General features: G+C 46.5%; 16 protein-coding genes. 9 read left to right on the forward strand and 7 right to left on the reverse strand.

Going from position 1 to position 18790, the window contains the following annotated elements:
* Positions 1 to 20: 20 nt before the first annotated feature.
* Both clpA and clpS read right to left on the reverse strand, forming a co-directional pair.
* A complete protein-coding gene (gene clpA / locus BM607_RS06965) occupies positions 21 to 2288 on the reverse strand; it encodes an ATP-dependent Clp protease ATP-binding subunit ClpA (protein ID WP_006081935.1) in 2268 nt (755 codons plus the stop codon).
* Positions 2289 to 2331: 43 nt separating this feature from the next.
* Positions 2332 to 2640 (reverse strand): ATP-dependent Clp protease adapter ClpS, encoded by a 309-nt coding sequence (clpS, locus tag BM607_RS06970; RefSeq protein WP_006081936.1) that lies wholly within the window; start codon positions 2638 to 2640, stop codon positions 2332 to 2334.
* A gap of 194 nt (positions 2641 to 2834) precedes the next feature.
* Here clpS and cspD point away from each other — a divergent pair, with 194 nt between their 5' ends.
* The gene (gene cspD, locus BM607_RS06975) at positions 2835 to 3041 is read left to right on the forward strand and encodes a cold shock domain-containing protein CspD (protein ID WP_006081937.1); all 207 of its coding nucleotides are present in this window, start codon (positions 2835 to 2837) and stop codon (positions 3039 to 3041) included.
* A 322-nt stretch (positions 3042 to 3363) separates the two neighbouring features.
* Here cspD and BM607_RS06980 read toward each other — a convergent pair whose 3' ends face one another.
* A complete protein-coding gene (locus BM607_RS06980) occupies positions 3364 to 5589 on the reverse strand; it encodes an NADP-dependent isocitrate dehydrogenase (protein WP_071939368.1) in 2226 nt (741 codons plus the stop codon).
* A 343-nt stretch (positions 5590 to 5932) separates the two neighbouring features.
* Between BM607_RS06980 and rluE the strand changes: the two genes are divergently transcribed.
* The 6 genes from rluE to BM607_RS07010 all read left to right on the forward strand — a co-directional run bounded on the left by rluE (position 5933) and on the right by BM607_RS07010 (position 11952).
* Positions 5933 to 6718, forward strand: coding sequence for a 23S rRNA pseudouridine(2457) synthase RluE (gene rluE / locus BM607_RS21905; RefSeq protein ID WP_083548601.1), 786 nt, complete (start codon positions 5933 to 5935; stop codon positions 6716 to 6718).
* A 67-nt stretch (positions 6719 to 6785) separates the two neighbouring features.
* The gene (locus BM607_RS06990; protein WP_071939367.1) at positions 6786 to 7280 is read left to right on the forward strand and encodes an NUDIX hydrolase; all 495 of its coding nucleotides are present in this window, start codon (positions 6786 to 6788) and stop codon (positions 7278 to 7280) included.
* A gap of 280 nt (positions 7281 to 7560) precedes the next feature.
* Positions 7561 to 8679, forward strand: a complete 1119-nt coding sequence (gene mnmA, locus BM607_RS06995) for a tRNA 2-thiouridine(34) synthase MnmA (protein ID WP_083548599.1) — start codon at positions 7561 to 7563, stop codon at positions 8677 to 8679.
* Positions 8680 to 8682: 3 nt separating this feature from the next.
* Positions 8683 to 9300 (forward strand): high frequency lysogenization protein HflD, encoded by a 618-nt coding sequence (gene hflD, locus BM607_RS07000; protein WP_006086256.1) that lies wholly within the window; start codon positions 8683 to 8685, stop codon positions 9298 to 9300.
* Positions 9301 to 9329: 29 nt separating this feature from the next.
* Positions 9330 to 10700: an adenylosuccinate lyase gene (purB, locus tag BM607_RS07005; RefSeq protein WP_071939365.1), complete on the forward strand. Its 1371-nt coding sequence runs from the start codon at positions 9330 to 9332 to the stop codon at positions 10698 to 10700.
* A 112-nt stretch (positions 10701 to 10812) separates the two neighbouring features.
* Complete coding sequence (locus BM607_RS07010) at positions 10813 to 11952, forward strand: cupin domain-containing protein (RefSeq protein ID WP_071939506.1); 1140 nt, start codon at positions 10813 to 10815, stop codon at positions 11950 to 11952.
* Positions 11953 to 12130: 178 nt separating this feature from the next.
* Here BM607_RS07010 and BM607_RS07015 read toward each other — a convergent pair whose 3' ends face one another.
* On the reverse strand, positions 12131 to 12580 hold the full coding sequence (locus BM607_RS07015) for a DUF4826 family protein (RefSeq protein ID WP_006081945.1): 450 nt from the start codon (positions 12578 to 12580) through the stop codon (positions 12131 to 12133).
* Between the two features lie 280 nt (positions 12581 to 12860).
* On the opposite strand from BM607_RS07015, the gene BM607_RS07020 reads away from it, so the two are divergent.
* Positions 12861 to 13895, forward strand: coding sequence for a Glu/Leu/Phe/Val dehydrogenase dimerization domain-containing protein (locus BM607_RS07020; protein ID WP_071939364.1), 1035 nt, complete (start codon positions 12861 to 12863; stop codon positions 13893 to 13895).
* 192 nt (positions 13896 to 14087) lie between these two features.
* Positions 14088 to 14432, forward strand: a complete 345-nt coding sequence (locus tag BM607_RS07025; RefSeq protein WP_006081947.1) for a hypothetical protein — start codon at positions 14088 to 14090, stop codon at positions 14430 to 14432.
* A 138-nt stretch (positions 14433 to 14570) separates the two neighbouring features.
* Here the strand turns inward: BM607_RS07025 and BM607_RS07030 are convergent, their stop codons facing one another.
* The 3 genes from BM607_RS07030 to BM607_RS07040 all read right to left on the reverse strand — a co-directional run bounded on the left by BM607_RS07030 (position 14571) and on the right by BM607_RS07040 (position 18770).
* Positions 14571 to 14987: a MarR family transcriptional regulator gene (locus tag BM607_RS07030; protein ID WP_006081948.1), complete on the reverse strand. Its 417-nt coding sequence runs from the start codon at positions 14985 to 14987 to the stop codon at positions 14571 to 14573.
* Positions 14988 to 15132: 145 nt separating this feature from the next.
* Positions 15133 to 15606 (reverse strand): DUF1285 domain-containing protein, encoded by a 474-nt coding sequence (locus BM607_RS07035; RefSeq protein WP_071939363.1) that lies wholly within the window; start codon positions 15604 to 15606, stop codon positions 15133 to 15135.
* A gap of 122 nt (positions 15607 to 15728) precedes the next feature.
* The gene (locus BM607_RS07040) at positions 15729 to 18770 is read right to left on the reverse strand and encodes an FAD-binding and (Fe-S)-binding domain-containing protein (protein ID WP_071939362.1); all 3042 of its coding nucleotides are present in this window, start codon (positions 18768 to 18770) and stop codon (positions 15729 to 15731) included.
* Positions 18771 to 18790 lie beyond the last annotated feature (20 nt).

Here is an 18790-nt window from a genome sequence, read left to right on the forward strand (position 1 = left end):
AACTAATGGATAATCAAGCGTTAAGCTTTTGTTGTCGCTTTTTCGTGACGTTCGGTACGAATGACAAGCTCGCCCTCCTTCACATCCACATGCGCCACTCCGCCTGACTCTAAGACACCAAATAAGATCTCGTCTGCCAATGGACGTTTGATCAATTCGGTCACGACCCGAGCCATTGGACGCGCGCCCATGTTCTTGTCGTAGCCTTTCTCGGCCAACAAGGTTCTGGCTTCGTCGCTGACTTCCAAAGTAACGTGTTTTGCATCCAATTGAGCCTGCAATTCCACCAAGAACTTATCGACCACTTTGGCGATAATCGTCATATCCAAATGGTTGAACCAAATGATGGAATCGAGACGATTTCGAAATTCTGGCGAAAATACCCGATTAATTTCAGATAGCGCATCTTGAGTGTGATCTTGTTGGGTAAAGCCAATCGACTTACGAATAGTCTCCTGAACACCCGCGTTCGTCGTCATCACCAAAGTCACGTGTCTGAAGTCCGCCTTACGACCATTATTATCGGTCAAAGTACCGTGATCCATCACCTGCAACAGCAAGTTATAGACATCGCGGTGGGCCTTCTCGATTTCATCCAATAGCACCACGCAGTGCGGATTTTTAATCACAGCATCGGTGAGCAAGCCACCTTGGTCATAACCCACATATCCAGGAGGCGCACCAATCAAGCGTGACACTGTATGGCTTTCCATGTACTCAGACATATCAAAGCGCACCAGTTTCATCCCTAAACAGTTGGCCAGTTGGTTAGTGACTTCGGTTTTACCCACACCGGTGGGACCCGCGAATAAGAAGCTACCTACAGGTTTTCTGTCTGTGCCTAAGCCACTGCGTGATAAGCGAATGGCCGAACTCAGACTCTCAATGGCCTTATCTTGGCCAAAGACCACCATCTTAAGGTTACGCTCAAGATTACGCAGTAAGTCCTTATCAGTGGCGGATACCGACTTCTCAGGGATACGCGCCATTTTCGCCACTATCGACTCAATCTCGGCTTGGCCTATGGTCTTTTTACGTTTGCTCATAGGCAACATCACCATACGCGCACCCGCTTCATCGATCACATCGATGGCTTTATCGGGTAAATGTCTGTCATTGATGTGCTTGGCCGACAATACCGCAGCGCTGCTGATCGCAGCCTGAGTATAACGAACCCCATGATATTCTTCGTATTTAGACTTAAGCCCCATCAAAATCTTAGTGGTTTCTTCCACTGAAGGCTCATTGATATCCACCTTTTGAAAACGACGTGCAAGTGCACGGTCTTTCTCAAAAATACTTTGATATTCTTGAAAAGTTGTCGAGCCCATGCAGCGCAAGTTACCGCTAGATAGTAAAGGTTTCAGCAGATTAGAGGCATCCATTACGCCGCCAGAGGCCGCGCCCGCACCGATAATGGTGTGGATCTCATCGATGAATAGGATGGCATGCTTATCGGCTGCCAGTTCTTTTAACAGGTTCTTAAAGCGCTTTTCAAAGTCACCGCGATACTTAGTTCCCGCCAGCAGTGAACCTAAATCCAAAGAATACACTGTGGCTTCAAGCATCACATCGGGCACTTGTTTATTGACGATGCGATACGCCAGCCCTTCGGCAATCGCCGTTTTACCTACGCCCGCCTCACCCACTAAAAGTGGATTATTTTTACGGCGACGGCACAGGGTTTGAATCGCGCGCTCAATTTCTTGATCGCGACCAATCAGTGGGTCGATGATCCCTTGCTTAGCAAGTTGATTTAAGTTGGACGCAAATTGCGACAACATGCTGCGCTCTTCGCTGCTTTCGCCCTGATCTTCAACCCGTTCTTGATCTTGATGTGACTCAGCATCATCATTTTTGGCGAAACCATGGGAAATAAAATTCACAACGTCTAGGCGACTAATATCGCAGCGGCGCAGTAAATACACGGCTTGGGATTCTTGCTCACTGAAAATGGCGACTAACACGTTAGCGCCGTTCACTTCATTGCGACCCGATGACTGCACATGGAATACTGCACGTTGCAGTACTCGTTGGAACCCCAGCGTCGGCTGAGTTTCTTTGTCATCATCAATATCGGCAATGATTGGGGTTGTTTGTTGGATAAAGCTTGCCACTTCATCTCTGAGTTTATCTAGATTCGCTCCACAGGCGATTAACGCTTCTTGAGCCGCAGGATTGTCGATCAGAGCTAATAACAGATGTTCCACTGTCATATACTCGTGACGCGCGTCTCTGGCTTGCTGAAACGCCAGATTTAAGGTGACTTCCAGGTCTTTGTTCAGCATAAGCACCCCCAAAATTAACAACAGACTACAGAGTAAAGCGGTTTTATGCTTTCTCTAACGAACACAGTAACGGATGTTGGTTTTGTCTTGCAAATTGATTTACTTGTATCACCTTAGTTTCTGCAATCCCAAACGGGAAAATACCGCAAATACCTTTTCCTTGGTGATGGATCGTCAACATGATATCGGTCGCTTCCTGCTCGTTCTTGCGAAAGAAAACCTGCAAAACTTCAATCACAAAATCCATTGGGGTGTAATCATCATTATTGAGTACCACCTTATACATCGAAGGCGGCATTAACTCTGATTCGACACGTTCTTCAACGTGTTCAATATTTCCTATCTTTGCCATTTTTTAATACTAGCCTCTCGTGTTGGCCTCTTCCAATTGATCCGTTCAAATTAATCAGTTGTTACCCCTTTGTTAATTTTAGCTTGACTTCCGCTTTTACTCCTTACATTCTGTTGTGCAGACGGTGAACGAATACCCGTCTATACAGGTTTTACTATCTTACTGGTAAGTAGACAACAGAAGGAAGTGGAAGTATGGCAAGCGGAACTGTTAAATGGTTCAACAACGCCAAAGGATTCGGGTTTATTTGCCCTGATCAAGGTGGTGAGGACGTTTTTGCACACTATTCTACCATTGAAATGGAAGGCTATCGAACTCTAAAAGCAGGCCAACCCGTTCAATTTGAAGTAGAAGCCGGTCCAAAAGGGATGCACGCTTCAGCCATTTCACCAACAAAATAACGTTTGGTGAGGCCAATGATCTAAAAGGCAGGGACTTGTCCCTGCCTTTTTATTGCAGCGTGTTTTATCAATCCTCGGCACTTAATGCTCCATCGCTTGTCAGCATTACGCATGAATTTAATTCAAGATCAATCGCAGTCCCTCACCCATAGCATCCCCACAAAAAAATTTCATCACCAGTCTCGACAGTAAATTTAGGGCATAAAAAAGGGATCTGCCATGCAGATCCCTTTTCAAAATCAGTCTAATGACTTACAACTTTACATCAACTTTGATGGCCCACACTGACGCGCACACCATCCAAAAGCTAAAACTAACAAGATTAAGCAATCAACAGCTTGTTTAACGTCTCGCTTGGGCGCATGGCTTTTTCAGCCTTAGCCGTATCTAAACGGTAGTAACCGCCTAAATCGACTGGTGCACCTTGTGCCGTCGCTAATTCAGCCACAATCACTTGCTCATTTGCCGCCAACGCATGCGCTAACGGAATGAAGTGAGCTTGTAACTGCTCATCGCCCGTTTGCGCGGCTAAGGCTTGTGCCCAGTACATGGCTAAGTAGAAATGGCTGCCACGGTTATCTAACTCACCGACTCTTCTTGATGGCGATTTATTGCTATCTAAGAATTGGCCAATGGCTTGATCTAAAGTATCAGCTAACACTTGGGCTTTTGAATTACCGACAGTTTGGCTTAAATGCTCAAGAGACGCCGCCAGAGCCAAGAATTCACCGAGTGAATCCCAACGTAAGTGACCTTCTTTCTCAACCTGTTGCACGTGCTTAGGCGCACTACCGCCCGCACCTGTTTCAAATAGACCGCCGCCGTTCATTAATGGAACGATTGACAGCATTTTGGCACTGGTGCCCAACTCTAGGATGGGGAACAAGTCAGTCAGGTAGTCACGTAGAACGTTACCCGTAACTGAAATGGTATCTTTGCCTTCTTTGATGCGAGCCAAAGACAAACGCGTCGCGTCTTCTGGAGACATGATGCTGATATCTAAGCCATCAGTGTCATGTTCTGGCAGATACTGATGCACTTTTGCAATGATTTGCGCATCGTGGGCACGTTTGCTATCTAACCAGAATACCGCAGGAGTATTGCTTAAACGGGCACGGCGCACGGCCAGTTTTACCCAATCACGGATAGGTGCGTCTTTAACTTGGCACATTCTCCAGATATCGCCCGCTTCCACATTGTGGCTCATCAATACCTTACCGCTGGCATCGACAACGTTGACCACACCGTCAGCAGGCATTTCAAAGGTCTTATCGTGGCTGCCGTATTCTTCGGCTTTTTGCGCCATCAAGCCCACGTTTGGCACGCTGCCCATGGTTTTAGGATCAAAAGCGCCGTGCTCTTTACAGAAGGCAATCGTTTCTTGGTAGATACCGGCATAGCAACGATCTGGGATCATAGCTTTAGTGTCATGCAGTTGACCATCTGGCCCCCACATTTGGCCAGATGAACGAATCGCAGCAGGCATAGATGCATCAATAATGATGTCGCTTGGCACGTGTAAATTGGTGATACCTTTGTCAGAATCAACCATAGCCAATGCAGGACGTGCAGCGTAAACGGCGGCGATATCGGCTTCGACTTCGGCGCGGCTATCGGCAGGTAATGTCGCGATCTTGGCATAAACATCACCAAAACCGTTGTTAACATCGACACCTAATTCAGCGAAAAGCGCCGCATGTTTGTCAAATACTGGCTTGAAGAATACCTTCACAGCGTGACCAAACATAATAGGATCAGACACTTTCATCATAGTGGCTTTCAGATGCAGCGATAACAGCACATCTTCTGCTTTGGCGTTTTCGATTTCACGCTCATAGAAGCTCACTAAGGCTTTTTTACTCAATACCGCAGCATCGATAATTTCGCCAGCCAGCAACTTAAGACCGGACTTGAGCACCACTTCTTGGCCATCTTTTTGCGTCAGCACGATATTCACGCTGCCCGCATCAGATAAAGTCACTGACTGCTCGCTGCCGTAAAAATCGCCGTCGGTCATGTGAGCAACGTGAGACTTAGAATCTGTAGCCCATTTACCCATTGAATGCGGGTTTTTCTTGGCGAAGTTTTTCACCGATAATGGGGCGCGGCGATCTGAGTTACCTTCACGTAATACTGGGTTTACCGCACTGCCTTTAATCTTGTCGTAACGCGTTTTAATTGACTTTTCAGCGTCGGTTTTTGGCTCATCCGGATAGTGAGGGATGTCATAACCTTTTTGCTGCAGTTCAAGGATACAGGCTTTTAATTGTGGAATCGAAGCACTGATATTCGGTAACTTGATGATGTTCGCTTCTGGCTGATTCGCTAACTCGCCAAGCTCAGTCAGATGATCGCCAATCTTTTGTGCTTCGGTCAGTTGCTCAGGGAAGCTGGCAATAATACGGCCCGATAACGAGATATCACGGGTTTCAACCGCAACGCCCGCGGCGTCGGTAAACGTTCTGATAATAGGTAAGAGTGAGAGGGTGGCCAGTGCTGGCGCTTCGTCTGTTTCAGTGTAAATAATTGTTGATGAGTTATCTTTCATGTTACATCCTACATTATTGTAAAATTTAATATTTTTTATAATAATTTTATAGCATGGCGAACAAATCTGAGCACAGTGAAAATATCAATCAAGGCAATCGAATCCGCCTTAACCTTTCAAATTATCAATGCCCTTCTGCCTTTGCGCGCAAGCTAAAATTTGTTACAACGACTCATTAAAACCTAATAAACATTTAGGCACAGATCACATTTTCTGGCCGACATCATAGAGCATTCGCAATAATATTCAAATTCCACTAACGGCGAATGCCAAGTACACTATGACCACATTAACGACTCAATCAAGTCAGGTAAGCGTGTCTCAACCTCCTGTTAGCAAAAGTATGAACAAAAACAAGTTTCCACCTAAACGTGCCAATTCAAGCGCCAGTTCCCCAGCCAAGAGCACGATTAAACCCGCTAAGCCCGCGAGCAGATGCCCTGTCAACCGCGCTACCGCCGTAGATAGCAAAGTGGCGCCAGCACGTAATGCCAATGGCAGTTTAAAGAAAGAACCCTTTAAAAATCCTAATCGACGCGCAATTGCAGCGGCAAAACCAGTGCAGAGCCAAACGCTCGCACCGATTATCGTGCTGTTTAATAAGCCTTTTGATGTACTTTGCCAGTTTACCGATGAACAAGGTCGCAAAACTCTAAAAGACTATATTCCCATTGCTGACGTGTATGCCGCAGGCCGCTTAGACAGAGACAGTGAGGGCTTGTTACTGCTGACCAATGACGGTCAATTACAGGCAAGACTGACAGAACCGAAAAAGAAAACTTTTAAAACCTATTGGGTGCAAGTAGAAGGCGTGCCGACGGAAGATGCACTGACAAAACTGCGCCAAGGTGTTGAATTAAATGATGGTATGACGCTGCCTGCTAAAGTCAAAATCATGGATTCACCCGATATTTGGCCACGTAATCCGCCAGTGAGAGAACGCAAAAATATTCCAACAACTTGGCTAGAAATCCAAATTCATGAAGGCCGTAACCGCCAAGTCAGACGCATGACAGCGCATATCGGTTTTCCGACCTTAAGATTAATCCGTTATAAAATAGGCCAATGGAGTCTAGATAATTTGCCATCGGGCGAGCATAAATGTATCCGCCTAGGTGATGAAGTCTAACTTTCAGCCAAGTTTCTGCGCTCAACGCCACTAAAAATTGGCACCATGTCCACTCAAAGGAGGCACTATGAGTCAACGATATAAACCCAATGTGACCGTCGCTTGTATTATTCATGCGACTTCACAGGACAAATATCTGATGGTAGAAGAGTGGATTGATGGCGAGCAGCGCTTTAATCAGCCAGCGGGTCACTTAGAAGCGAATGAAAGCTTAATCCAAGCCTGTGAGCGTGAAGTGTTTGAGGAAACGGGGTTATCACTTAACCCCCAAGGACTCGTCGGCATCTATCAATTTAGCGCCAGTGAAGACTTAGCCTTTGTGCGCTTTACCTTCTTCGTACAGTTAGATGATATGCCCTCACCTGCGCCACAGGACAACGCTATCCACAGTGCGCACTGGCTGAGTTTTGCAGAGATAGAAGCCAAGTCATCTTTACTGCGCAGCCCCTTAGTGCTCGATTGCCTAAAAGACTATCTTAATAACGCACAACAGGGCCAAACTTATCCCCTCTCCTTACTCAATAGTGACCGCCTCGCGATAGCCCAAGCGAGTAAGGCGTGATAGAATACCGCCCCGCATAAACTGCTTGTTAAACTTATGCATGTGCTAGTGCCTATCGGCCTCTACGTGGCTAAATAGTAGACTGCACAGTAGGCCGTAAATACGAGTCTACTGACCGCTCGCACTACACCCAGATTTTTAAGTTAGCTTTTAAGTTAGCTTGGATTTAAAGCTAGCCCATATTTTTTAAGCTAGGTTAGGCACTTTTGTTACGCGCTCAATGTCGCGGCTTAACTTCAACAACCTAGCCAACACACATACTCAATGGTTTTTAGGATCTATGACATCAATCGAACCCACTCATACAGGAAAAAAAGTCATTGTCGGCATGTCCGGCGGTGTAGATTCATCTGTTTCAGCCTATTTGCTTATGCAGCAAGGCTATCAGGTTGAAGGCCTTTTCATGAAGAACTGGGAAGAAGATGATAACAACGAGTACTGCGCTGCCGCTGAAGATTTAAAAGATGCCCAAGCCGTGTGCGACAAGCTCGGGATCAAGCTACACACAGTCAACTTTGCAGCCGAATATTGGGACAATGTCTTTGAGTATTTCCTCGCCGAATACAAAGCCGGCCGCACGCCAAATCCCGATATCATGTGCAACAAAGAAATCAAATTTAAGGCATTTTTAGAATTTGCCGACGAAATCCTCGACGCCGATTACATCGCCATGGGCCACTATGTGCGCCGCCGTGATAATAGCGATGGCAGTACACAAATGCTCCGTGGCGTCGATGGCAATAAAGATCAAAGTTATTTCCTCTACACCCTTAGCCACGAGCAAGTGGCCCGAAGTCTGTTTCCTGTCGGTGAATTGGAAAAACATGAAGTACGTGAAATCGCAAAAGAAATGGGCCTAATCACCCATGATAAAAAAGACAGCACCGGCATCTGTTTTATCGGTGAGCGCAAGTTCACTGAATTCCTGGGCACTTATTTACCGGCGCAGCCTGGTAATATCGAAACCCCAGAAGGTGAAATCATAGGCACGCACCAAGGGCTGATGTACCACACCTTAGGCCAGCGTAAAGGCCTAGGCATTGGCGGTATGAAAAACAGCAATGACGATCCTTGGTATGTCGTCGATAAAGATCTTGAGCGTAACGTATTGATCGTAGGTCAAGGCGGACACCATCCTCGTTTGATGTCGACCGGCATGACAGTTAACCAACTGCATTGGGTGGATAGAACCGGACCTATCGATGGCTGTCATATCGCAGTGAAAACCCGTTATCGCCAACAAGATGTGCCTTGTACTCTGACCTACACAGATGAACACACCTTACGCGTGGTCTTCGATGAACCTGTTGCTGCGGTGACGCCAGGACAGTCTGCGGTATTTTATGATGGTGAAGTCTGCTTAGGTGGCGGCATCATAGATCAATTGATCCGAGGGTAAAGCGTGAACGAGCAACTAGTTAATCGGACCATGGCGTTTGCGGGCATACTGCAAGCCATTGCCCAAGTTCAACATTTAGCCCGCCATGGCGAATTAGATAATGCCGAGCTCGCGGCGAGCTTAAACACCATTCTTGTCACCAATCCTGACAATACTGCCGATGTCTACCAAGACAAAATCGTATTGCAAAAAGGCTATAAGCTGATTTTGAATCAGCTCGGTGACAGCAGTCAAAAAGATGTTGAAATCACCCGCTATTTAGTTGGCGTGTTGGCGTTAGAGCGAAAATTAGTTCGCTCTAACAGCGGTTTAGGCATGTTGGCCGAGCGCATTAATCAAGTGAATCGCCAGCTACATCATTTTGCGATCACAGATGAGCAAGTGATTGCCAATCTTGCCAGCATTTACAGTGACATCATCAGTAATTTAGGGCCGAAAATCCAAATCTCTGGTAATCCAGTGTGTTTGCAACGCCCTATCATACAACAAAAAATTCGCGCTCTACTGCTTGCAGCCATGCGCAGCGCTGTACTGTGGCGCCAACTAGGCGGTAAGCGTCGACACTTAGTCTTCGCCCGCAAAGCCATAGTCGATACAGCCAAGAAAAGTCTTACCCTATAATAAAATTAGCGTTCATCAAGGAGCTTCACATGGATCTTTCCGCACTAACTGCTATCTCTCCGGTAGACGGTCGTTATGGTAGTAAAACCGCGTCATTGAGAGGGATTTTCAGCGAGTTCGGTCTTACCAAGTACCGTGTTCAGGTTGAAATCAATTGGCTAAAACTGTTAGCCGACTGCCCAGACATTAGCGAAGTGCCAACATTGAGCGCGTCAGCTATCGCTGTGCTCGATGGCATTAAAGACAATTTCAACGAACAAGATGCGCTGCGTGTTAAGGCTATCGAAAGCACCACTAACCACGATGTGAAAGCGGTTGAATACTTCATCAAAGAAAAAATCGCGGGCAATGCCGAGTTAGCCGCTGTGGGTGAGTTTGTTCACTTTGCCTGTACTTCTGAAGATATCAACAACTTAAGCCACGGTTTAATGTTGACTGAAGCCCGTGAACAAGTATTACTGCCCTACTGCAACGAGTTGCTGACTGCGATTAAAAAGCTGGCGATTGAATATCGCTCTGTGCCATTAATGTCACGCACCCATGGCCAACCAGCTTCACCTTCGACACTCGGTAAAGAGATGGCGAACGTAGCGATGCGTCTTGAGCGTCAAATCAAACAAATCGCCAATGTTGAAATCATGGGCAAACTGAACGGTGCCGTAGGTAACTACAATGCTCACCTGTCCGCCTACCCTGAAGTTAACTGGCATGAACTGTCAGAGCGTTTTGTGACTAGCCTTGGCCTGCACTGGAACGCTTACACGACGCAAATCGAGCCACACGATTATATTGCCGAACTGTTTGATGCGGTTGCCCGTTTCAACACTGTGCTGATTGACTTTGACCGTGATATTTGGGGTTACATTGCCCTAGGTCACTTCAAACAACGCACTATCGCCGGTGAAATCGGTTCATCGACTATGCCGCACAAAGTTAACCCAATCGATTTTGAAAACTCTGAAGGTAACTTAGGTATCGCTAACGCGCTGATGCAACATTTAGCGTCTAAGCTGCCGTTATCAAGATGGCAACGAGACTTAACTGACTCAACAGTACTGCGTAACTTAGGCGTGGGTATTGCCCATGCGTTGATCGCGTATCAAGCGACCTTAAAAGGCATCAGCAAGTTAGAAGTTAACGAAGCGCACCTGCGTGACGAGTTAGATCATAACTGGGAAGTGCTAGCAGAACCAGTACAAACTGTGATGCGTCGTTATGGCATTGAAAAACCATACGAAAAGTTAAAAGAACTGACGCGCGGTAAACGTATCGACGCGCAGCAACTGTCAGTGTTTATTGACGGACTTGAATTACCAGACTCAGTGAAAGCTGAGCTGAAGAAAATGACGCCAGCCAATTACATTGGTCGCGCCGAAACGTTTGTCGACGAACTGAAGTAAGTTTTTAACTTAGTTTTTAGCTGAAATTGGCGATGGACAATACTCTTTCATAAACAGAAATAAGGATTAAGGCGACTCACATCTCCGAGATGTGGTCGCCTTTTTTAACACTATGTATACACTCAATCTCGATATCGCCCAGTTTCTTAGTGAATACTGGCAAAAGAAACCCCTGCTGATCAAAAAAGCGTTTCCGCAATTTGAAGATCCGATCAGCGCCGACGAACTAGCAGGCCTTGCCTGTGAAGAAGAAATCTCTTCGCGTATCGTCGTCACTAAAGACGATAACTGGGAAGTGGTTCAAGGCCCGTTTGAAGATTACGACAGCTATGGCGAAACCCATTGGCAGTTGCTAGTGCAAGCGGTCAACCATTGGTATCCTGATTCGCAGCCATTAGTTGAAGCGCTACGCTTTTTACCTGACTGGCGTTTCGATGACTTGATGGCCTCATTTACGACGCCAAGTGGCGGCGTAGGTCCGCACGTCGATAACTATGATGTGTTTATCATTCAAGGCGAAGGTGAGCGTCGCTGGACTGTGGGTGACAATACCCCGCAACAACGCCGCGGTGGCAATCCAAACTCGCCGCTGGTTGAAGACTTCACCCCAATTATCGATGTGGTGTTAGAAAAAGGCGACATGCTTTATATTCCACCTGGTTTCCCGCATTGCGGCGAAACCCTAACAGTGGCAATGAGTTACTCAATTGGTTTTCGTGCACCAAGCCAGCAAGAACTGATCAGTGAAGTCGCCGATTACCTGCTCGACAATAACTTAGGTCAGCAGCGTTTCACGTCGCAAACTGAACCGAGTTCAGCGGGTATCGTCAGCCAAGATCATCAAGTGGGCATAATGTCACTCTTGAGTCAGCTAAGCCAAGATCCCAATAGCTATCAAATCGTGTTAGGTAAGTTGCTTAGTCAAAACCGTTTCGAGCTTGACTTGTGTGAAGGCGAAGAAGCTTACAGCATTGAAGATTTGCAAGATGCCTTCGCCCAAGGTGCTGGCATCAGCCGTATCGGCGGTTTGAAAGTACTGCGCCTTGAAAATGACGCCACGCCGCGATTATTCATCAATGGTGATGTGCACGAATTGCTAAATACACCGGTAGACGTTATCGCACAGTTGAGCGATAACGTGAGCTTAAGCGCCGATGAAGCGACTGAAATATGTCAGCATGAAGAAGTTCAAGCATTACTATTGAAACTCATCAATCAAGGTTTCTTCTACTTAAGCGACAGCGAAGAATAACCCCTATCGACTTTGCTTGATGACCTTGTTCTTAATATAGGAAATTAACATAAAAGTCGGTATAAAAAAGGCACTCAATTGAGTGCCTTATTGTTATTTCAATTATCAGTATCAATCAACACAAGTGACTGTATTAACTTAATACTATCTCACAATACAATCCTCAACTCATTTGAGCTTAGGCATTCCACAGCTTATCGTCATTGTGCATACGATATAAACTCTCAGCGCGCGATACCAGTAATTGCGCAAACTTAGCCTGAGTAGCATCACGGGTTGCACCTGATCGTACCAAGTTTTCCGCCTGCATTTGCCACATCATAGAGAAATGACGCACCGCATCACGGGCCGTTGCCGCCACTTTCACATCGACGAAATCCGAGGGTAAATCGCCCGACATCACCCAATAGGTTTTGTTGCTGGGACGCTTTGATTCCATTTTCCAAATCGCCATGTAAGGCGCAAGATAACGACTTTCATCGGCCAAGACTTTACTTGGGATCACGCCTTTTTCAGCGAGGAAACGATTGGCTTTTTGAAATTGAGTTCTGACCCACTCTTGACGCAGCTTTTCCACTTCTTCAGCTGATAAATTCTGTTGAGTTTGGTCGACAGCTTGTTCAGTCATACTTCCGTCCTATCTTATTGTTATAACGCGAACCTAATTCTTGGGATCAGTGCGCGATTCATTCTATTCGTTACATTAAATTCAGTACAATCCATTTTCAACCGCAAAGCTTACGTTTACGTAAAGTGGAAAGCTAAATTGCCACGAATAATGTATTTATTCGGTCATTATGCATGGTTGAGAGTATCGCTAAATGCTATGGTTCTGCAATAAATATAACAAGCAGTCGATGGGGACTCACCTCGTCGGCTTTTTCATTATGTATAGCGGAGAAATTCACGTGGCTGTATTTAATCATGTATCCTTTGACGAACATGAACAGGTCGTATTCTGTCATGATAAAGAAAGTGGCTTAAAGGCCATTGTCGCCATCCATAACACTAACCTTGGCCCTGCCGTGGGTGGTTGCCGGATGTGGAATTACCAATCGGATGATGAAGCCCTGACTGACGTATTACGCCTCTCTCGTGGCATGACTTACAAAAACGCCCTTGCCGGTTTAACCATGGGCGGCGGCAAATCAGTGATCATCGCCGATCCAAAAAGACCAGACCGCGAAGCCCTATTCCGCGCTTTTGGCCGTTTCATTAATAGCCTTGGCGGCCGCTATTATTCCGCTGAAGACGTGGGTACAACCACAGCTGATATCATGATTGCCCATGAAGAAACCCCTTATATGGCAGGTCTTGAAGGCAAGAGTGGCGACCCATCACCGTTCACCGCCCTTGGCACTTATTTAGGCATCAAGGCTGCGGTTAAACATAGACTCGGTTTAGACAGCCTTAGAGGCCTTAAAATCGCCGTTCAAGGCGTAGGTCACGTTGGCTATTACCTGTGCAAACACTTGCATAACGAAGGCGCTGAACTGATTGTGACCGACATTCATCAAGCCTCGTTAGACAAAGTCGCTACCGACTTTGGTGCTATTGTTGTCGCGCCTCAAGAAATCTACGCGCAAGATGTGGATGTGTATGCTCCTTGCGCCCTTGGCGCAACTTTAAACGATGCGACCTTACCGCAACTGAAAGCCAAAATTGTTGCTGGCTGTGCCAACAACCAATTAGCTGAAGTACGCCACGGCGAACAGCTAAAAGAAATGGGCATACTGTACGCACCAGACTATGTGATCAACGCAGGCGGCATTATCAACGTGTCGTTCGAAAAAGATTACGACGCCGCAAAGTCTACCGCTAAAGTAGAAGAAATTTACAACACACTGTTGAAAATATTCAGCCAAGCTGATGCGCAGAACCGTACAACCGGCGCTGTGGCTGATGAAATGGCCAAAGCCATTATCGAAGCCGCAAAAAAGTAATTTTTCTGCACGCGTAACATCCGCAAAAGCGACCTCTGGTCGCTTTTTTGTTATCTAAAATTTAATCTAGCGCTAAGCTCATGGTTTAGCCGCGCTTTTAATTTCGACACAGAATATTCATTAAATCACGCTGGAAAACGTCATATTTGTCTGCTTGAATTAGCCTCTCAGGTCCCAGCACAGGATAGCGCTATGATCCGTTTCAAGTATGATCTCAACCAAGATGTAGTTGAACTGCAAGCCAGTAATTGGAGCGGTTTAGAGCGGGTCTTTGTCAACGGCCAGATGGTGTCGCACAAGCTAAATTTTAAGCCTCAGAGCGAACATACTATTCAACTTAAAGACGGCGCACCTTGCAAGTTTGAACTGCTTATCGATCCCCAAACCGATGAGTTGATGTGCCGAATTTATAAGCAGCACACACTCGTCGCCAGCCTAAAACAAGGCAAAGAAAATTTGTTAGCCAGCCGCCGTTATTTACAACACTCAGTAATAGCCGTCAGCCTACTCTGCGTCTTTGCACTTTACTTGAATTGATTGAGCCAGTTTAATCCCGCGAAGTGACAGATGAATGATGGGATTAAACTGGAGAAAATGAATTTAGACAATCACATACAGATAGCAGTGAAAACGGCTAAACCGCAGTATCCCTCCATACCGAATTAATCCGTATCATTAAGCCAAGCGATTGATTTTATTTAACAGTAAGACGAACTGCTGCTGCTCCTCATCACTGAGGTTAGACAGGAATTTTTCGTTGACCCGCTCAGCTTCGCAAATCAGATCTTGCTCTAACGCTTTGGCTTCATCGGTCAAAAAGATTTGAAAGGCGCGCCGATTATCGGCTTCTTGATGGCGGGTAATAAGACCTTGTACCTGCAACTGATCGAGTAAACGCGTCATAGTGTAATTTGCCACATCGCAACGCTTAGACAATTCAGTTTGGCTGATGCCCTCCTCTTGCCACAAAGCAAACAGCACAGGCCACAGTTTTATATCGAGTTGATATCGCTTAAGATGCAGATCAAGCTCATTTTGCAGCTCGATATTTAAGTGGGAAACAAGATAGCCTAAGCTTTCATGACGATTCAAACAGCACCTCCTACAACAAAGGTTTTAACGCGTTTTCACTTACCCTGTGCGCCATTATAAGAAGCCAGAGTCAGTTTTAATACTACCACTTAACCCGCAATAAACTAGCTAACACCACAGCTAATTATGCTATTAACCTACGAACTCACTGCTCATTTAGATCAGATAAATTGAATTCATTCACAAAATTATAGTAACAAGCACGACCTAATTTCCCCCATAACCCACGCTCAAGCGGCAAATAAACACTGTCATCGGTGAGCTTCATCTGCTTTATATCCACATTGTGGTGCAGAGTGTCAATACTGGTGCTCACATTGAGCAGAGAATGAGGTTGCGCTCGCTCGAAATCGACAATCAGCAGAGGCGCATCTTCAACCTGCACTCGCACCTTCTCCACTGGCGTAATTAAGAAATACTCATCATCGATACAATGCAAAATACTGGCGAACAACTTAGCAAACTTTGCTGGCAGCGATGTACCTAAATACGTCCAATCACCCAAGGCGTTAATGTCAAATAGTGGGATGTCACTGCAGAGCGGCGCTACCGTCGTTAATGCACTATCGGCGGCGAATTGTTTGAGTGTGTGTTGAATACTGTCAGTCATCTTTTCCATCAAGGCCTCCATCATCCATAAAAAAACCAGCCTTGCGGCTGGCTTTAGTGTGACATTCAACACTGGGATATGCCAGTGAGGATAATAACAAGCTCACTGGTGAAGCTAAGCGATAAACACCACTAGATATTTGCTAACTCAAGCAAGGCCTCCAGTGGATGTTTTGGCTTGTAACCGGCAAAACGTTTCACTTGAGTACGGCAAGAATAGCCCGACACTAACACTTGCGGCTGTTCAATCTTAGCGAGAGTTTGCTGCCAAGACATCTCAAACAAAGCTTTAGAGCGCTCGAGGTTTTCCGCCTCATGACCGTAGGTTCCGGCCATACCACAACAACCTAAATTAACAGCGGTTAACTTAGCACCAAAATGGGCAAAGATTTTAGTCCATTCATTGGCGGTATTTGGCTTGGCCGTCGATTCAGTGCAATGACTAAACCAGGTATATTGCTTATCTTGTGGCGCTTTCGCGGGTAGGTCCTTGATGACATTAAGTAGCCATTCGTTGGCTAACTTGACCTCAAAATGACCGCGATTAGCCCCTAAGACTTCACGGTATTCGTCGCGATAACACAAGACTAAGGCTGGATCGATGCCGACCATAGGCATGCCCAGTTTATGAACTTGGTTCAAAAAGTCCGCACTCGACTGCGCCGTTTTCGCGAACTTATCTAAAAATCCCTTGATATGCGTTGGCTTACCATTGGGTTTATAGGGCAACAACACAGGTTTTAAGCCGAGTATTTCAATCAACTGGATAAAACGCAGCACAAGACCAGAGTCATAGAAACTGTTAAAGGGATCTTGCACCACCAGCACAAACTGTGATCGCGCCTCTTCTGGAATGGCCTGCAGTGCAGCTAAGTCGTAACCACGGCTTGCATGACCATCAAGTCGTTGCTTCAAGGTCGGCACAGATAACGCAGGCGCGTCAACATAACCAATCGCCTTTTTAATCACCCATTGGCTCAATGGATTTTGCGCGGCAAAGTTAGTAAGACGCGGTGCAGCGGCCATTAATGGCAAGCTATCTTCGATACCTGCAACAAGATAGTCCTTCGCCGGTCTTAAATAGCGTTGATAGTAAATATTAAAGAACTGCGCCCTAAATTTAGGCACATCCACTTTGACCGGACATTGCCCAGAGCAGGCTTTACAGGCCAAGCAGCCCTTGAGCGATTCCATCACTTCGTGGGAATAATCATAATCGCGTTGGGCATTGAATGTATTTTGAACTCGCTGCAGCAAGCCTAAGGGTTTGGCTTTAGCGAGAGCGTTAACATCAACCCCTTCTGCTTCCAGCAGCCTGAGCCATTCTCTCATGAGCCCTGCGCGCCCCTTAGGCGACTGCACTCTGTCACCCGTCACCTTAAACGACGGACACATGGGCGAATAGCTGCTGTAATTAAAACACAGACCGTTACCATTACAGTTCATCACATCGGGGAATGCATCACGTACTTCGATGGGGATTTGTCGGTCAAACTTACCGCGCTTAGCACTGTCGATATCGTAATAGAGGGCGCCAGTATGTTTAGGTGCCACCAGCTTGCCGGGGTTTAATCGGTTGTCGGGATCGAACAAGCCTTTGATATCTTGTAGAACGCCGTATAGTTCATTACCAAAGACAGATGGACCGTATTCACCACGCACGCCTTTACCGTGTTCGCCCCACATCAAGCCGCCGTATTTAAGCGTCAGTGCCGCGACTTGATCTGAAATGACCCGCAATAGTTTTTCATCTTCAACATCGCACATATCGAGTGCTGGCCGTACATGCAACACGCCCGCATCCACATGACCGAACATACCGTATTGCAGATTATGGCCATCGAGTACTGCGCGAAACTCCATAATATAGTCGGCGAGTTTTTCGGGCGGCACCGCAGTATCTTCCGCAAAAGCGATAGGTTTACGACGTCCTTTAGTGGCGCCCAATAAGCCAACGGCTTTTTTGCGCATGCCGTAGATTTTTTCAATGCTTGGCTTGTCTTGCGTCACTTGGTAACCCAATACGCCGCACTCGCCTTTGCTGATCTGCTCAGTCAAGACAGCTTCAAGACTCGCAAGCTTTTGCTCAACCTCTACTGTGTCACCAGCAAATTCGACCATATTGAGGCCGTCGATGACTTTACCCGGCACTTCTTGAATCAGATCAGATACCGAGTGCCAGACTATATCTTCGCGGGCTAAATTCAGCACTTTTGAATCGACGGTTTCGACCACAGTCGCCCGCGCGGCGACTAAGGATGGCGCATGGCGCAAAGCCGATTGGAACGAATCGTACTTAATGTTCACCATCGCGCGCTCGGTCGGCAACGGGGTGAGATTGAGTTTAGCTTCGATTATTACCGCAAGCGTGCCCTCTGAACCTGTCAAAATCCGTGATAAATCGAATTGCGTCAGGTTGTCGTTCCACACGTGTTTTAAGTCATAGCCAGTGAGGAAACGGTTGAGCTTAGGAAATTGGTTTTCAATCTGAGTACGCTTTTCGCGGCATACCGCCGCCACAGCAGAAATCAGTTTCTGCCCCAGCGGATTATCACTGACGTTATCGGGGTTACACAGGAGTCCCGCGTCTAAGGGCTGCGTATCCAACACACTGCCATCAATCAACACACTGCGCAGCGCCAGCACGTGATCTGACGTCTTACCGTAGACCAATGAACCCGCACCCGAGGCATCAGTATTGATCATGCCGCCAATTGTGGCGCGGTTTGAGGTGGATAAATCGGGACTAAAAAAGAATCCATGGGGACGCAATGCATCGTTAAGTGCATCTTTAACGACGCCAGCTTCAACTCGTACCCAACCTTGCTCAGCATTCACTTCGAGCACGCGATTCATGTAACGCGACACATCCAAAATCAAACCATGGGTCAGGGATTGTCCGTTGGTACCGGTACCGCCGCCACGTGCACTGAAGGTCACGCTGCGAAATGCGTCCGTAGCAGCCAGTGTCAATGCAATTTGGATATCCTGCTGATGTTTAGGATATAACACAGCTTGAGGTAAGAATTGATATACAGAGTTGTCCGTTGCTTGCACTAAACGTGCGCTGTAACGTTTGTCTATATCACCGGAATACTCACTTTGCTCCAGTGCATCAAGGTATGCCAAATACACTGGCTCTAATGTTTGTTGATGTGATAGCAGGGGTAGCATAGATAGCTTCTGTCAATTAT

Origin of the sequence: Shewanella sp. SACH (assembly GCF_001887095.2) — a bacterium.
GTDB lineage: Bacteria > Pseudomonadota > Gammaproteobacteria > Enterobacterales > Shewanellaceae > Shewanella > Shewanella baltica.